The organism is Variovorax soli NBRC 106424, assembly GCF_001591385.1.
GTDB classification, from domain to species: Bacteria; Pseudomonadota; Gammaproteobacteria; order Burkholderiales; family Burkholderiaceae_C; genus Variovorax; species Variovorax soli.
This window is the reverse complement of sequence record NZ_BCUU01000112.1, coordinates 1-15,311: the sequence shown is the minus strand read 5'-3', so window position 1 is coordinate 15,311 and position 15,311 is coordinate 1. Positions and strand designations below refer to the sequence as shown.

Below are 15,311 nucleotides of genomic sequence, written 5' to 3'. Positions count from 1 at the left end.
ACGCCGGCATCGGCAAGTCGCGCCTGCTGGCCGAGCTGCTGCAGCGCCTCGCGCAGCAAGGCTTTGCCACCGTGTCGGTGGTGGCGCGCAGCTACGCCAGCCAGGCGCCCTACAGCCTGGTGGCCGACATCGTGCGTGCCCTGCAGAACCTGGCGGGCGGCCCCGAGGCGCTGCTGGCCCAGGCGGACGGCGGCGACGCGCCGCCCGAAGAACACCATGCCGCCGCGCTGGCCGACCTGCTGGGCGGCGAGCCGGGCGAGGCGTGGCGCGCGCTCACCCCCAACCAGCGCCGCGAGCACCTGGCCAGCACTTTCGTTCGGCTGGTGCGAAGCGGCGTGCGCGGCGCGCCGGCGGTGCTGCTGGTGGAAGACGTGTTCCTTGCCGACCAGAGCAGCGTCCGGCTGCTCGAGGCGCTGCCGCGCCGCATCCAGGAGCAGCCGCTGCTGATCCTGATGAGCTATCGCCCCGACTTCACGCACCGCTGGGCCGAGTCGCCGTGGTTCGTGGAGCACCGGGTCGGCCCGCTGGCGCCGGGCGACCTCTCCAGCCTGGCCGACGAGCTGCTGGGCGGCGATGCCAGCCTCGGGGAAACGCGGGCCGCGCTGATCGAGCGCGCCGGCGGCAATCCGCTCTTTCTGGAACAGATGGTGATGACGCTGGTGGACGCGGGCAGCCTGCTCGGCTCGCCCGGGGCCTATCGGCGTGCATCGACGGAGGTGCCGCTGCGGGTGCCAGCGTCCATCCAGACCATCATCGGCGCCCGGGTCGACCGCCTGCCCGAAGGGGCCAAGGCCAGCCTGGAGGCGGCCGCCATCGTGGGCGAACCGATCGACACGGCCATGGTGGCCGCGGTGTGCGGCATCCCCAGGGCGGACGCGGAACGGCATCTGCGCCATGCCATGTCCGGCGGCCTCATCGCAGCCGCGGACGCGGCATCGGGCCTGTCCTTCCGGCACGGCCTCGTGCAGGAGTCGGTGCTGGCGGGCCTGACCCGCATGCGCCGGCGCCAGCTGCACCAGGCGGCGTTCGAGGCCTATCGCAGCGCGTCCGCCGACCCGGCGCATTCGCACGCCCACGCGGCGGTGCTGGCCCATCACGCCTTCCACGGCGAACAGTGGCAGCCGGCGGCGGAGTACGCGCTGCGTGCCATGGCGCGTTCCATCGAGCGCTCGGAAAACAAGGATGCGCTGCGCGTGTTCGAGCTGGGTCTGGACGCCGCCCGCCGTGTCGAAACCGAATCGGCCATGCTGCCTTGCGAACTGGCCCTGCGCGTGGAGGCGCTGGGCGCGCAGATGGCGCTGGGCGAATTCGATGCCATCGTCTCGAACCTGCAGCGCGCCGAAAGCATCACGCTGACGCTGGGCGACACCCGGCGCCAGGCGGCGGTGTCGCTGCAGCTGGCCGTCACGCTGTGGGCCTGCGGCAGCTACCAGCAGGGCCTGTCGGTGGCCACGCAGGCCGGCAAGGCGGCCGAAGCGGCCGGCAGCCGCAGCCTGCACATGGCGGCGATGCAGGCGCGCATGATGCTTCTGCACGGGCAGGGCCGCTACTTGGAAGCGACCGAGGCGGCCCTGGGCGTGGCGCGCGAATTCGAGGTCGAGCTGCAGGCCCGGCGCCTGTTTCCCGGCTGGGCCGTGATGGCGTCGACCAACCTGCATGCCTTCATCGCCGACATCATGACCCTGCGCGGCGACCTGAAGGCGGCGCAGGCGGCCTGCGATGCCGGCTACGCGGAACTCGACGAGCAGGACCATCCCTTCTCGCGCGTGCTGCTCGACTTTTCGCAGGGCGAGCTGCTGCTGGCGCAAAAGCGCCCCGCGGAGGCGGCCAAGCTGCTCAACGCGGCGCTGGAGCTGTGCCGCGTGCACGAGGTGTCCAACATGTACCCCGCCATCCTGGCGCACCTGGGCGGCGCGCTGGCCCTGGCCGGCAGGCCGGCCGAGGCGCTGGGGCTGCTCGAGCCGGCGGTGGCCAAGAAGCTTTCCCGCGCCGGCGGCCGCTACAACGAGTATTACTTTCCCTACTTCCTGGGCATTGCACTGCAGGCGGCCGGCCGCACGGACGAGGCGCTCGAAGCGGCGCGCCAGGCGTGCGACGCGGCGGCCTCGTTCCAGCAGCGCGGCCACGAGGCGCGCGCCCTGCTCCTGCTGGCCACGGTGGAACAGCGCATCGGCCGCGAACGCGAATCGCAGCAGCACCTGGGCGAGGCGCAGGCACTGGCCAAGGCATGCGGCATGGAGCACTTCATGGACCAGGCCGAGGCGCTGCACCACCATGCGTGAGCGCTGTCCGGCACGGGTCCTCCGTTCGGTCGGCTACCGGGGCGTCAGCGCCATGATCCACCAGCCGGGCCTGCTGCGGCTGGTCGCCTGGGTCGCGCGCAGGCAGCCGTGGTTCGGCCGCATGATCAAGGCGGCCGCCACGCGCAACGACGTGGTCAGCACCTTCGAGCGCCAGCAGGCTTTCTCGAGCACCTCGCACCGGCCGAACCTGATCGCCGGCGACTTCGTCATGGGCATGGAGTCGGGCGCGCGCCACAGTGCCGAGCGCCGGCTGATCGAGGCGCAGTTTCCGCCCGCGCAGGACTTCGGCACGCATGCCGCCGCCGAGGCGCGCCGGTGCAGCGAAGCGCTGCTTAATGGGGCGGCCCATGACTTCGACCTGATCGACGACTACATGGTGCCGGTGGCCTGGCAGGCCATCAGCGGCGCCTTCGGCGCCAGGCTGCCGCAGCTGCCGCCGGGCGATCCGCTGCTGATGGACCTGCGCTACCTGGGCGCGCACCTCATCGTCGGCCCCGTGGCCACCGAAGCGGTGCAAAAGCGGGCGCGCGACAGCGCGGCGGCGGTCAATGCCTGGGTGCGCTCGAACATCGAACCCTTGCAGCAGGCGTGGACCCACAGCGGCCTGGCGCCTGGCCGCGAAGACGTGGCGCGCAACGTGGTCGGCATGCTGTGGGTGGGGCACCCGGCCACGGCGCAAAGCGGCGCGTTGATCATGCAGGAGCTGCTGGCGCGCTGGCGCGACCCGAAGGTGGCCGGCTTCGTCGACCGGGTGCGGGGCCATCCCGACCCGTGGAGCGATGCCGGGCTGCGCGACGAAGCCAAGGGCCACGTGCTCGAAGCGCTGCGCCTGCGGCCGCCGTTTCCGATCCTGACGCGCGATGTGCGGCGCGACACGCTCACCGGCGCCGACGGCGAAGGCCGGGTGAAGGGCGGCACGCGCTACACCATCCTGGGCATCGGTGCCATGTCCGACCCCGCCGCCATGCGCGATCCGCAGGTGTACCGGCCCGGCCGCAAGTTCCGGAATGAGCAGGACCGCTACCTGATGTTCGGCTGGGGCGCCCGCCAGTGCCCCGGCCGCGATCCGGTGGTCGAGATCCTGGCCAGCGCGCTGCTGGGCATCGTGCGCCTGCCGCGCCTGCAGTGGGGCGCGCCCTGGTGGCGCCGCATGCAGTTCGACGGGCCGATCATCTCGGGCATGCGGCTGCGCTTCTCGCCGGCGAAGAAGAGCCGCTGAGGAGAGACGATGGCCATCGCACAGATGATCTGCTTCGTCACGCCCGCCGCGCCGGCGCAGGTCTTGCCCAGCGTGACGCGCCGTATCGACGCCATGTGCGAGCGCATCGGCCGCATCCATTTCGCCACCCTGGCGCTGCTGCCGCCGGCACCCCAGGCGCCGGCGGGCGAAGCCGCGTCGCTCATGCTGGAGATCGTGGTCGACGAGGATCTGCTGCTGCCCGATCTGGTGGACCTCATGATCGAGGGCGCCTTCGCGCCGCTGTGGCAGCTCTACAAGTCCAGCTGGCAGGGCCCGGACGGGGCCGATCCCGGCACCAAGAAGACCTGGCTGCGTGCCTTCCTGATCCGGTATGCCTATGTGGCCGATGGCGGCTTCGTCGGTGCGCGCGACCGCAGCGTGGCGCAGGTGCTGGCAGAGAGCCGGCTCTTTCGCGCGGCGCGCAGCCATGTGCAAGCCTTGCCGGCTGCCGATCGCCCGCGCGACGCGCGCGAGCTGGGCGAGCGCATGGCGCGCTGGGCGCGCGAGCACGGCTTCGCATGGGTGGCCGATCCGGCGCCGCGCTCGCGCTGGCGCAAGGGGCCGGATTTCGGCCTGCTCGACCTGCTCGCGCTGTCGGCCAGGCTGGTGGTGCCGGTGCTGGCGGCGCTGGGCTTCTTCTATGCCCTCGGCTGGGCCACGCTGCTGGCCGCCGATACGCTGCACGGGCTGGGCGTGGCCCTGCCGCGCGAGCTCCCCACCGCGGTGCTGCTCGCCTCCATCACCATCCTGCTGGCGCTGCTGCCCCTGCTGGGCGCCCTGCTCACCGGCGGCGGGATCGTCGCCATGGGGGTGCTGTTCTTCATCTATTCGGCGGTGGCGGTGTGGATCCTGGCGTCGGGCACCTACAAGGCCTTTGGCGCGGCCAGCCTGCTGTGGCCCACCTGCTCGGTGAACCAGGGCCTGCTGGGCGTGTTCGGCGTGCTGGCCTTTGCGGCATCGGCGGCCTTCGTGGCGATGGTGCCGGTGCTGTTCAAGCTGCGCGCGCCGCCCTTTTTTCCCGTGGCAGCGGTGGGCCTGCTCATGCTCCTGGCGCTGTGCGTGGGTTGGCTCTGCAGCCGGGTGATGTTCGGTGCCATGGAGGCGCACATTCCTTGCAAGGCCCAGGCGTGGACCTTGGTCGAAGGTGCTTCGCTCGCCACCAGCCTGGCCTGGGGCGGCGTGGCCTTCCTGTCGGTGACCGGGGTCTGCGCCTTCATCCTGGTCTTTGCCACGCGCTGGGCGCCGGCGCTGCTGCGCCAGGCGGACAAGCTCGGCAAGCCCGGCCCGCTGCCCCCGCTGCCGGCGCACCAGGTGCATCCGAGCATCCAGGAATGCGAGGCCCGGCTGACCGACCGCACCAGCCACATGATCAGCCTGACCGAGATCCGGCGGCCGTACTTTGTCTATCGCAACGTGCTGCGCCTGTGGCTGTGGTTCTTCAGCGTGCTGGGCCACTACGTGTTCACCGAAGGGGTGCTGGGCCGGGCGCGCGGCATCAAGTTCGGCCACTGGCACATCGTCGGCGGCGGGCGGCGCCTGCTGTTCTGCAGCAACTTCGACAGCGCCTTCGGCGGCTATCTCGATGAATTCATCCAGGGCGCCACGGAAGGCGTGAACCTGATCTGGCGCAACAGCGAGCTGCTGCCACGGGCCGCGGCCCGCGAGGACCAGCCCGGCATCGAGCTGGCGCGCAGCTTTCCGCCCACTTGCCTGGGCCTGTACCGCGGCTGCAAGGCCGAGCAGGTCTTCAAGGCCTACACGCGGGCCAGCATGCTGCCGCATCTGCACCGCTTCGAGGCCTACTGCCTGTCCAACCAGGACATCGAGCGCGCCACCCGGTTGCGCGAGGCGCTGCGCGGCACGCGCACCGCGTTGAAGGACGACCAGATCGCGAGGGCGCTCGAATCATGATGTTCACGGCGAACAAGAAGGAAGAGCCGCTGGAAAGCTTCCGCCAGGGCTTCGACGACATCCCGGCCATCGTCGGCACCGGCTTGCCGCAGCTGCGGCGCGCGCGCTACCTGCTGGTCCAGATCGCGGATGCGCGCGCGGCACGCTCGTGGCTGCGCGCGCTGATGGCCAGCGACGTGGTGCACAGCCTGGCGCGGGTGCGTGCCAGGAACCAGCCGAAGAAGAAGGTGGGGCGCGAGCCGGCGCCTGCCAAGCCGTCGCGCGACGTGGCCCAGATGGTCACGGTGGCCTTCAGCCATGCCGGGCTGATGGCACTGGGTGTGAAGGAGGATGCGCGCTTTCCCTTTCCCACGCCCTTCCGTGCGGGCGGCGCCAGCGCGCTTCGCAGGAAGCTGCTCGGCGACGCGCAGGAGCCGGCCTGGCAATGGGGCGATGTGGGGACAGGCGGCGGCTTCGAGACGCACCTCTTCATTGCGCACTACTGGAGCGAGCAGCTGGCGGGCGAACCCTTGGGGCTGCTGGATCCGGCACGGCTGCCCGCCGGCCTGCGGGCCCTGAGCATCAGCAGCTGCCCGAGCTACATCGCCTCGCCCGATGCGCCGGAGCCCGCGGTGTTCGAGCCCTTCGGCTTTCGTGACGGCATCGGCCAGCCGGTGATCGACGGCATGGGCCTGTCCAGCGCCGAGAAGAAGTCCAAGCAGGCCTCGGGCCGGCTGTTCGACGACCGGCTGATCCAGCCTGGCGAATTCGTGCTTGGCCAGCTCAACGAATACGGCGAGCGGTCGTACTGCCCCAACGTGGAAGGCTGGCCGCGCGAGGCATCGGCCACCGGCGGGTTCGGGCGCAACGGCACTTATCTGGCCGTGCGGCAGATCGAGCAGCACGTGGCCGTGTTCAACCAGTTCACCGCCTCGCATGCGCGGCCGCTGCTGGGCGACATGATGGTCGGGCGGCGCAAGCCCGGTGCCGCCTGCCCGACGGATGCCGCCGGCTATTCGGTGCTGGACAGTGCGCGCCCGCCGTCGGAGATCGATGCCTTCCGCTACCTGACGCTGGATGCCGACGGCCTGGAATGCCCGCGCGGCGCCCACGCTCGCCGTGCCAATCCGCGCGACGCACTGGCGGCGGGCGTGAAGGCCGGCATCGCCGACTCGAAGCTGCACCGGCTGCTGCGGCGCGGCCGAGTCTATGCCGAAGGCTGTTCCCAAGGGGCGAGCGGCGCCGATGCCTGCGCCGGCCATGCGGCCGGGCGGGAAGGCGACACGCCCTGCGGCCGCGGCCTGATGTTCGTGGCGCTCAATTCCGATCTGGAGCGCCAGTTCGAATTCGTGCAGAAAAGCTGGATCGCCGGCCCCCGCTTCGGCGACCTGGCCGACGAGCAGGACCCGCTGCTGGGCACCGACCCGGACCGCGCCTTCACCGTGCAGGGCTGCCCGGTGGGCGAGCGCATCGGCCCGCTGCCGCGCTTCACCACGGTGCGCGGCGGCGGCTACTTCTTCGCGCCCAGCCTCACGGCGCTGCGCTGGCTGGCGCAGGACAAGGAAACGGCCGCGGCGCAGCCGATGTGACGAGATGGAGCGGGGCGGCCGCGGCTACTTGTTGCTGCCGTCCAGCTTGGCCAGCGTCTGGCCGCGCGCGTCGAGCAGGATCAGTTCGTTGCCGGCCACGCTGTAGCTGGTGGTGGCCTGCAGGGCGGCCACGAAGCGCGTTTCGAGCTGGCCGCGCGAGGCGTCCAGGCAGGCCATGCGGGTGGACACGATCGGCCCGATCTTGAGCTGCGCGCCGGTGCGCTGGTAGTTGCCCGAGATGCGGTTGCAGCCGCCCGAGCCGCTCATGCGCCGGGCGCCGCCGTCGAAGACGATCTGCGCCGCCTGCCGCGGGTCGTCGCTGGGAATGACCGGCTGCGTGTCGATGCTCGCCAGGCGCCAGGTGCGCGACTCGATCGGCTGGTCCAGGCTCACGCTGGTGCAGCCTGCGGCAGCGGCGGCCGATGCCACCAGGAAGGGAAAGGCCAGCCGGCGAAGGGCAGAGCGAGCAGCGTGGAAGGGCATGGCAGGGTCCTCGGTCGCGTAGGTCGGGCCGCCATGGTAGCCGCTGCTCTTGCCCGCTCAGCGTGCGTTGTCAGCTGAGAACAACGCTGGACAGGCGCCGGCGGTAGGTGGCCACCGTCGGGTCGTCCGGCGGAATCTGCCCGTCCGCCACCTTGGCCTTGGGCGGCTCGATGATTTCCAGGATGGCGATGTAGGTCTTGCGGGCCAAGTCCTCGTTCCAGGCCTTGTCGCGCATCAGGATCTCGAGCAGCTCGTCCATCGCGTCGGTCCAGCGCTGGCTGGCCATGAGCAGCTGGGCGCGGCCGAAGCGGGCGCCGAAATCGCGCTTGGCCGCGGCGATCTTGTCGTCGAAGTCGGCCAGGCTCGGGGCAGTGCCGGTGGGCGGCGCGGCGAAGTCGATCGCCTTCATCCAGCGCTGCAGCGCGTCGAGCCGGCGCACCCCGGGTGCCTTGGCAATGACCGGGGCGAAAGCCACCTTGGCATCGTCCACGCGGCCTTGCTGCAAGAGCAGCTTGACGTAGTCGAAGCGGGCGTCGTCGTTGGACGGGTCGGTGGCCACCGCATGCTGCAGCTTCTCGAGCGCGCCTTCGGTGTCGCCTTCGGCCAGGGCGGCCTCGGCTTCTTCCTCGTGCTGGGCGGCTTCGAGCTCGTCCGCGCCTGGAACATGCTTGTCCAGGAACTCGCGGATCTGGTCGGCCGGAATGGCGCCCACGAAGCCGTCCACCGGCTGGCCGCCCGAGAACAGCACGCAGAAGGGAATGCTGCGCACGCCGAACATCTGCGACAGCTGCTGCGAGATCTGCGGCACCTTGTCGGCGTCCAGCTTGGCCAGGGTGAAGCGGCCGGCGTATTCCACCTCCAGCTTCTCGAGCACCGGGCCGAGCTGCTTGCACGGGCCACACCATTCGGCCCAGATGTCCAGCAGCACCGGCCGCGCCATGGAGGCGTCGATCAGGTCGGCCTGGAAGTTGTCGAGGGTGATGTCAATCATCGGATGAAGCTGGAGGCAAAACGTAAAATTCAAACCATGAACCAAACGATTCAGGTCGGCGTCGTGATGGGCTCGAACTCCGATTGGGAGACGATGCGCCACGCGGTCGAGATTCTCCAGCAATTCGGCATTGCCCATGAGGCGCGGGTGGTGTCGGCCCACCGCATGCCCGACGAATTGTTCGCCTATGCCGAGAGCGCGGGCCCGCGCGGCCTGGCCGCCATCATCGCCGGCGCCGGCGGTGCGGCGCACCTGCCGGGCATGCTGGCCTCCAAGACCACGGTGCCGGTGCTGGGCGTGCCGGTGGCCAGCCGCCACCTGCAGGGCGTGGATTCGCTCTACAGCATCGTGCAGATGCCCAAGGGCGTGCCGGTGGCCACCTTTGCCATCGGCAACGCCGGTGCGGCCAATGCGGCGCTGTTCGCGGTGGCCATGCTGGCGGTGGGCAACCCGGCCCTGCGCGGCCAGCTCGACGCCTTCCGCGAGCGCCAGACGGAGGCCGCCCGGGCCATGACGCTGCCGCCGCCCGCGCAGGGCGAGGCGCCCGTGTCGCCGTTCACGCCGCAAGGCGGGGGGGCGCTGTGAGTGCGGCAGTGGTCAAAACCCCGCTGCTGCCCGGCGCCACGCTGGGCGTGATGGGCGGCGGCCAGCTCGGCCGCATGTTCGTGCACGCGGCGCAGCAGGCCGGCTACTTCACCGCGGTGCTCGACCCCGACGCCGACAGCCCGGCCGGCCGGGTCAGCCACCACCATGTGCACGCGGACTACCTCGACAGCGACGGACTGGCCCGCCTGTCGCGCCTGGCCGACGCCATCACCACCGAATTCGAGAACGTGCCGGCGCGCGCCCTGGCTTCGCTGGCCGGCGACGTGCCCGTGGCGCCCGGCGCCGAGGCCGTCTCCATCGCGCAGGACCGGATCCGCGAGAAGGCGCATTTCGTGCGCTGCGGCGTGGCTTGCGCGCCCTATGCCGTCATCGAGACGGCGGAGCAGCTCGCCGCGGTCGATGAAAACCTGCTGCCCGGCATCCTCAAGACCGCCAGCCTGGGCTACGACGGCAAGGGCCAGCAGGGCGTGGCCACCCGGGGCGAACTGGGCGCCGCCTGGGCCGCGGCCGGCCAGGTGCCCTGCGTGCTGGAAAAGCGCCTGGACCTGGATTTCGAATGCTCGGTGATCGTGGCGCGCGGCCAGGACGGCTCGGCCGTCCACTACCGGCCGCAGCGCAACCTGCACCGCGGCGGCATCCTGGCCGTGACCGAGGCGCACGAGGAAGCCGTGCCGGCCGAGCAGGCCGCGCGCGCGGTCGAGGCGGCCCTGGCCATTGCCCACGGCATCCATTACGTCGGCGTGCTGTGCGTCGAGTTCTTCGTGCTGAAAGACGGCTCGCTGGTGGTCAACGAGATGGCCCCGCGCCCGCACAACAGCGGCCACTACACCATCGACGCCTGCGACCTGTCGCAGTTCGACCTGCAGGTGCGCACGCTGGCGGGCCTGCCGCTGGTCACGCCGCGCCAGCACAGCCCGGCCGTCATGCTCAACCTGCTGGGCGAGCTGTGGCTCACCCAGGGCGCCAAGCCGGTCGAGCCCGACTGGCCTTCGGTGCTGGCGCTGCCGGGCACGCAGCTGCACCTGTACGGCAAGCTCGACGCGCGGGCCGGCCGCAAGATGGGGCACCTGAACATCACCAGCCCCACCGTGGCCGAGCTGCGCCAGACCGCCCAGAAAGCGGCCGCCTTGCTGGGGCTGCCCTCGCCCTTCGCCGCATGATCCTGGACGGACATTCGGGCGAGGCCATCGAGGAAGCCGCCCGCCGCCTGCGCGCCGGCGAACTGGTCGCCTTCCCGACCGAGACGGTCTATGGCCTGGGCGCCGACGCGGCCAACGATGCGGCCGTGGTCGGCATCTTCGCCGCCAAGGGGCGGCCGGCCGACCATCCGCTCATCGTCCACGTCTGCTCCGGCGCCAAGGGCGACGAGGCGCTGTCGCGCTTTGCGCTGCCGCTGCCCGAGTTCGCCATGAAGCTGGTGCATGCCTTCTGGCCCGGCCCGCTCACGCTCATCGCGCCGCGCCAGATCGGCGTGGCCACGGCCGCGGCCGGCGGGCAGGACACCATCGGGCTGCGCTGCCCTTCGCACCCGGTGGCGCAGGCGCTGCTGCGCGCGTGTGCCGAGCGCGGCGTCGCCGGCCTGGCGGGGCCCAGCGCCAACCGCTTCGGGCGGGTGAGCCCGACCACGGCAAGCCACGTGCAGGGCGAGTTCGGCGACGAGCTGCTCATCATCGACGGCGGGCCGTGCGAGGTGGGCATCGAATCCACCATCGTCGACTGCAGCCGCGGCGTGCCGGTGCTGCTGCGCCCGGGGCTCATCACCCGTGCCCAGATCGAGGCGGCCTGCGGCGAAAAGCTGCGCGACCGGCACGATCTTTCCAAGCCGGACCCGCGCGCATCGGGCACGCTGGAGGCGCACTACGCGCCCAGCGCCAAGGTGCGGCTGATGGACGCCAAGGCCCTGCAGACCGGGCTGGACCTGCTGGGCGCCGAGGCGAAGAACATCGCCGTGTGGTCGCGCGCCGAGGTCAAGAGCCGTTCGTCGCACCTGGTGCTGCGGCGCATGCCCGACGACGCTGCCGCCGCCGCGCAGGTGCTGTTCGCCACGCTGCGCGACTTCGACACGCAGGGCGTCAAGCTGATCTGGATCGAGACGCCGCCCGACGGCCACGACTGGGAAGGCGTGCGCGACCGGCTGCAGCGGGCGGCGGCGTCCTAGTCCTGCGCCGCCCAGTCCACCAGCGCGTCGAAGGCCCCGCGCGCCGCGGCGGCATTGGCATGGTTGGCAATCGCCACCAGCACATAGCGCCGCCCGCTGGCGCCGTCCACGTAGCCGGCCAGCCCGGCCACGCCGTACTCGGGCATGGTGCCCGACTTGAGGTGCGCTCCGGCGCCCGAGCGCAGCTGGCGCCGGCGCAGGGTACCGTCCACGCCCACGAGGGGCAGCGAGGACATCAGCTCGGGCATCACCGGCGAGCGCCAGGCCACCTGCAGCATGCGCGCGAGGCCCGCGGCGGTGACTCGGCCTTCCATCGACAGGCCCGAGCCGTTGTCGAACACCGGCTGCCCCTCGCCCGTGCCGATGCGCTCGTTCCACCACTGGCGCAGGGCGCTGCGCGCGGCGGGGAAGGTGCCCTTGCGCTTTTGCGTGAGGCCCAGCGTGAGGAAGAGCTGGTCGGCCATCACGTTGTTGCTGTACTTGTTGATGTCGCGCACCACCTCGGCCAGCGGCGGCGACTGCATCTCGAAGGCCGGCGCCAGGTTGGCCGGCACGCGGCCGTCGCGCGCCGTGCCCTGCAGCTGTCCGCCCATCTGCGCCCACAGGCCGGCGATGGCGCGCGCGGCAAAGCTCTCCGGCTCGGGATAGGCCACGATCCAGCTCCCTTCGCCGCAGCCGGCCGGGTAGGCGCCGCCGAACTGGAACTGCCCGCCCTGGAAGTCGCCGCGCAGCTGCGTGCGCCAGTCGCCGCAGCCTGGCTGCTGGCCGTTGGCTGAAGCAGCCAATGGCACAGCGGCAGGCACGGCCACGCCGGCCAGCGGCGGCACGACGTCGACGCGCGCCACCTGGCTGGCGGCATCGGGCGTGAAGCTCAGCTGCACCGACTTGTAGTTGACCAGCAGCGCATCGGCGCCCGCGTTGTAGGCGCGCAGCGGCCGGCCGTCGAAGGCGCCGGGGTCGAAGGCCCCGGTGTCGAAGGCGCTGCGGTCCAGCACGATGTCGCCCGCGATGCGCTGGATGCCCAGCGCCTGCACCTTGCGCAGCAGCAGCCACAGGCGCTCGATCACCAGCTTGGGGTCGCCGCGGCCCTCGATGTAGAGGTTGCCCTCCAGCACGCCGGCGCGCACCGGCCCGTCGATGTAGACCGGCGTGTTCCAGGCGAAGGCCGGGCCCAGCAGGTCCAGCCCCGCGTAGGTGGTGACCAGCTTCATCACCGAGGCCGGGTTGACCGGCTCCTGGCTGCGCCAGGCCAGGCGCGGCGGGCGCTGGCCCTCGGCGTCGGCCACCAGCAGGGTGACGGCCTCGCGCGGCACCTTGGCGCGCGCGAGCGCGGCCTCGACCTCGCGCGGCAGCATGCCGTCGCCGGGGGCGGCGGCGGCGCCCGGCGAAAAGACAAGGGAAAAAAGAGAGAGCGATGCGGCCACGCAGCGGCGCGCGGCGGTCTGAAAGGCCGTGGGCATGCCCCGAATTATCCGGGCCTCGATAATCGGCCAGATGTCTTCGCCCGCCGCGCCGCCTGCTCCCGCCCCCCGGTTCTCTCCCAAAGCGATGGGCATCGGCGCGGCCGTTGTCACGGTGGTGGTGTGGACGGCGTTCATCGTCATCGCGCGCGCCTCGGCCGGCCGCTCGCTCACGCCCTTCGACATTACTTTTGCGCGCATCCTGGGCGCCAGCGTGGTGCTGCTGCCCTGGGGCGCCTGGCTGGTGGCGCAGGCGCGGCGCAATGGCGAACCCGGTGCCGGCTCGCTGTTCGGGCTGTCGCCGCTGCCGCTGCGCATCACGGCCGTGATCGGTGCCTTGGGCGGCGTGGTCTACGCCATGCTCGCCTACGCGGGCTTCTTCTTCGCGCCGGCGGCCCATGCCTCGGTGCTCATGCCCGGCAGCCTGCCGCTGTGGACGGCGCTGCTGGCCGCCTGGGCGCTGCGCGACCGCATCACGCCGCTGCGCGCAGCGGGCCTGGCGCTCATCGTGGCCGGCGACCTGCTGGTGGGCGGGCGCAGCCTGCTGCATGCGTTCGATGAAGGCGGCGAGGTGTGGAAGGGCGACCTGCTCTTCATGAGCGCCGCCTTCTCCTGGGCCTGCTACAGCGTGCTGGCCCGCAAGCACGGGCTCGAAGCCGTGCGCGCGACCATTGCGCTGACCGTGTTCGCCTTCATGACCTATGTGCCGGTGTACGGCCTGCTGGCCGCCGCCGGCTGGGTGCATTCCAACATCGGCACGGCGCCCTGGGGCGAGTTCGCCTTCCAGATGCTGTTCCAGGGCGGCGGCTCGGTGGTGGTCTCGGGCATTGCCTTCACCCGCATGATCCAGTACTTCGGGCCGGTGCGATCCACCATGATCACCGCGCTGGTGCCCGGCCTGTCGGCCCTGGGCGCGGTCGTCTTCCTGGGCGAGCCGCTGTACTGGAACCTGATGGCCGGCCTGCTGCTCGTGACGGCGGGCATCCTGTTCGGCGTGCAGCGTGCGCCGGCTCCTGCGACCCCGACGCCCGCAACGGCACGCAATTGCGCTTCGAAGGCCTGATCGACATGGCGCGCCTTCTTGCCTTCGACACCAGCACCGAAACCCTGTCGGTGGCCGTGCGCCACGGCGATGCCGTCATCGAGCGCACCAGCGCGGGCGGGGCGCAGGCCTCGTCCACGCTCATTCCGCTGGTGCAGGCGCTGCTGGCCGAGGCCGGCCTGCACCTGCGCGAACTCGATGCCATCGCCTTCGGGCGCGGGCCGGGCTCCTTCACCGGCCTGCGCACCGCCTGTTCGGTGGCGCAGGGCCTGGGCTTCGGCGCCGGTGTGCCGCTGCTGCCGGTGGACACCCTGCTGGCCGTGGCCGAGGAAGCCCGCCACCGCTTCGGCGCGCAGAAGGTGCTGGCGGTGCTGGATGCGCGCATGGAGCAGGTCTACAGCGCCGCCTACGACTTCAGCACCCAGGCCGCACCCGTCGCGCAGGCGCAACTGAGCGCGCCCGAAGAACTCGTGCTGCCGCCCGGCTTCGTGCTGGCCGGCAATGCCTTCGACGCCTACGGCGAGCGCCTGCCCGCGGGCGGGGCGCGGCATGCGGCGCTGCCCACCGCGGCCGCCATGCTGCGCCTGGCGCCCGCGCTGCTGACGGACGGTCGCAGCGTGGCGCCGGCCGATGCCTGGCCGCTCTACGTTCGCGATAAAGTGGCGCAGACCACGGCCGAACGGGCCGCGGCCAAGCAACAAGCCACCTGATCCGCCAGCCAGCCCATGAGCGCCGTCTTGCATTCCTTCGAAGCCCGGCTCGAGCCCATCACCCCCGACTGGGTCGATGCGGTCGTGTCGGTGGAGCAGCGCGCCTACACCCATCCCTGGACACGCGGCAACTTCATCGATTCGCTGGCCGTGGGCTACCACTGCCAGATGCTGGTGGCCGGCCACACCCTGCTGGGCTACTTCGTGGCCATGAAGGGCGTGGACGAGGTGCACCTGCTCAACATCACCGTGGCGCCGGAGCACCAGCGCCAGGGCTGGGCGCCGCTGATGCTCGAGGCGCTGTGCGGCTGGTCGCGGGCCGAAGGCGCGCAGTGGCTGTGGCTGGAGGTGCGCGCGAGCAACCAGCGCGCCATGGACGTGTATGCGCGCAAGGGCTTCCGGCGCGTGGGCGTGCGCAAGGGCTACTACCCGGCCTTTGACAACAAGCGCGAAGACGCCATCGTCATGAGCCTGCGCCTCAACGAAAGCGACACCGCCTGGGGCGGCCTGAAATGAAACCACCCCGTCCCTCGCGCACTTCATGTCGCTCGACTCCCCCTCAAGGGGCGCACCCGGCGGCCCGGCAAAGCCGGTTCCGCGGGTGCCCTGGCATCGGGGCGCCTCGGTTTCATGCGTCGTGGCCGATGCACGGCGCCATGGACAACTGAAATGAGCGAGCTGACAGTGGCGGACGAATCCATCGACAACGACCAGCGCGCCGCGCTGCAGCTCGACGCCCGCCAGCGCGAGATGCTGGAGCTGATGGGCGTGCGCCTGTGGTGGCCCGAACCCAAGGCGCAGCCGCCAGCCGCGCGTGCCGAGCCCCCGATCGCAGACCC

At 71.5% G+C, this 15,311-nt stretch carries 13 protein-coding genes; 10 read left to right on the top strand and 3 right to left on the bottom strand.

All coding sequences use genetic code 11. The features are described from left to right. The 4 genes from VSO01S_RS22920 to VSO01S_RS22905 form a co-directional block, all read left to right on the top strand. Positions 1–2,282 (top strand): ATP-binding protein (locus tag VSO01S_RS22920; RefSeq protein WP_068645102.1); only part of this gene is annotated, 2,282 nt, incomplete at its 5' end. Further along, positions 2,275–3,522, top strand: a complete 1,248-nt coding sequence (locus tag VSO01S_RS22915) for a cytochrome P450 (RefSeq protein ID WP_161944469.1) — start codon at positions 2,275–2,277, stop codon at positions 3,520–3,522. The genes VSO01S_RS22920 and VSO01S_RS22915, both read left to right, overlap by 8 nt. 9 nt (positions 3,523–3,531) lie before the next feature. Then, positions 3,532–5,454, top strand: coding sequence for a hypothetical protein (locus tag VSO01S_RS22910; RefSeq protein WP_068645100.1), 1,923 nt, complete (start codon positions 3,532–3,534; stop codon positions 5,452–5,454). Next, positions 5,451–7,022: a Dyp-type peroxidase gene (locus VSO01S_RS22905; protein ID WP_153305385.1), complete on the top strand. Its 1,572-nt coding sequence runs from the start codon at positions 5,451–5,453 to the stop codon at positions 7,020–7,022. Before VSO01S_RS22910 ends, VSO01S_RS22905 begins: the two co-directional genes overlap by 4 nt. Before the next feature lie 24 nt (positions 7,023–7,046). Here the strand turns inward: VSO01S_RS22905 and VSO01S_RS22900 are convergent, their stop codons facing one another. Continuing rightward, entirely contained in the window at positions 7,047–7,505 is a 459-nt protein-coding gene (locus VSO01S_RS22900) for an META domain-containing protein (RefSeq protein WP_068645098.1), read from the bottom strand. Between the two features lie 70 nt (positions 7,506–7,575). Beyond that, positions 7,576–8,496 carry a tetratricopeptide repeat protein gene (locus tag VSO01S_RS22895; RefSeq protein ID WP_068645097.1) on the bottom strand — a complete coding sequence of 307 codons (921 nt, stop codon included), beginning with the start codon at positions 8,494–8,496 and terminating at the stop codon, positions 7,576–7,578. Positions 8,497–8,532: 36 nt separating this feature from the next. Between VSO01S_RS22895 and purE the strand changes: the two genes are divergently transcribed. The 3 genes from purE to VSO01S_RS22880 are packed head-to-tail and all read left to right on the top strand — an operon-like array spanning position 8,533 to position 11,260. Next, positions 8,533–9,081: a 5-(carboxyamino)imidazole ribonucleotide mutase gene (gene purE, locus VSO01S_RS22890; protein WP_068645096.1), complete on the top strand. Its 549-nt coding sequence runs from the start codon at positions 8,533–8,535 to the stop codon at positions 9,079–9,081. Positions 9,082–9,089: 8 nt separating this feature from the next. Next, positions 9,090–10,262 (top strand): 5-(carboxyamino)imidazole ribonucleotide synthase, encoded by a 1,173-nt coding sequence (locus VSO01S_RS22885; RefSeq protein WP_281179856.1) that lies wholly within the window; start codon positions 9,090–9,092, stop codon positions 10,260–10,262. Continuing rightward, on the top strand, positions 10,259–11,260 hold the full coding sequence (locus tag VSO01S_RS22880; RefSeq protein ID WP_068645095.1) for an L-threonylcarbamoyladenylate synthase: 1,002 nt from the start codon (positions 10,259–10,261) through the stop codon (positions 11,258–11,260). Before VSO01S_RS22885 ends, VSO01S_RS22880 begins: the two co-directional genes overlap by 4 nt. On the opposite strand, the gene dacB is transcribed toward VSO01S_RS22880, so the two are convergent. Next, positions 11,257–12,720 carry a D-alanyl-D-alanine carboxypeptidase/D-alanyl-D-alanine endopeptidase gene (dacB, locus tag VSO01S_RS22875; RefSeq protein WP_068645094.1) on the bottom strand — a complete coding sequence of 488 codons (1,464 nt, stop codon included), beginning with the start codon at positions 12,718–12,720 and terminating at the stop codon, positions 11,257–11,259. The two genes, VSO01S_RS22880 and dacB, sit on opposite strands and share 4 nt — an antisense overlap. Before the next feature lie 34 nt (positions 12,721–12,754). Between dacB and VSO01S_RS22870 the strand changes: the two genes are divergently transcribed. Genes VSO01S_RS22870 through rimI form a run of 3 tightly spaced genes read left to right on the top strand, consistent with a single transcriptional unit; the run spans position 12,755 to position 14,988 of the window. Next, positions 12,755–13,783: a DMT family transporter gene (locus tag VSO01S_RS22870; protein ID WP_068645093.1), complete on the top strand. Its 1,029-nt coding sequence runs from the start codon at positions 12,755–12,757 to the stop codon at positions 13,781–13,783. Positions 13,784–13,788: 5 nt separating this feature from the next. Then, positions 13,789–14,472, top strand: coding sequence for a tRNA (adenosine(37)-N6)-threonylcarbamoyltransferase complex dimerization subunit type 1 TsaB (gene tsaB / locus VSO01S_RS22865; RefSeq protein ID WP_068645103.1), 684 nt, complete (start codon positions 13,789–13,791; stop codon positions 14,470–14,472). A 15-nt stretch (positions 14,473–14,487) separates the two neighbouring features. Further along, entirely contained in the window at positions 14,488–14,988 is a 501-nt protein-coding gene (gene rimI / locus VSO01S_RS22860) for a ribosomal protein S18-alanine N-acetyltransferase (RefSeq protein WP_068645092.1), read from the top strand. Positions 14,989–15,311 lie beyond the last annotated feature (323 nt).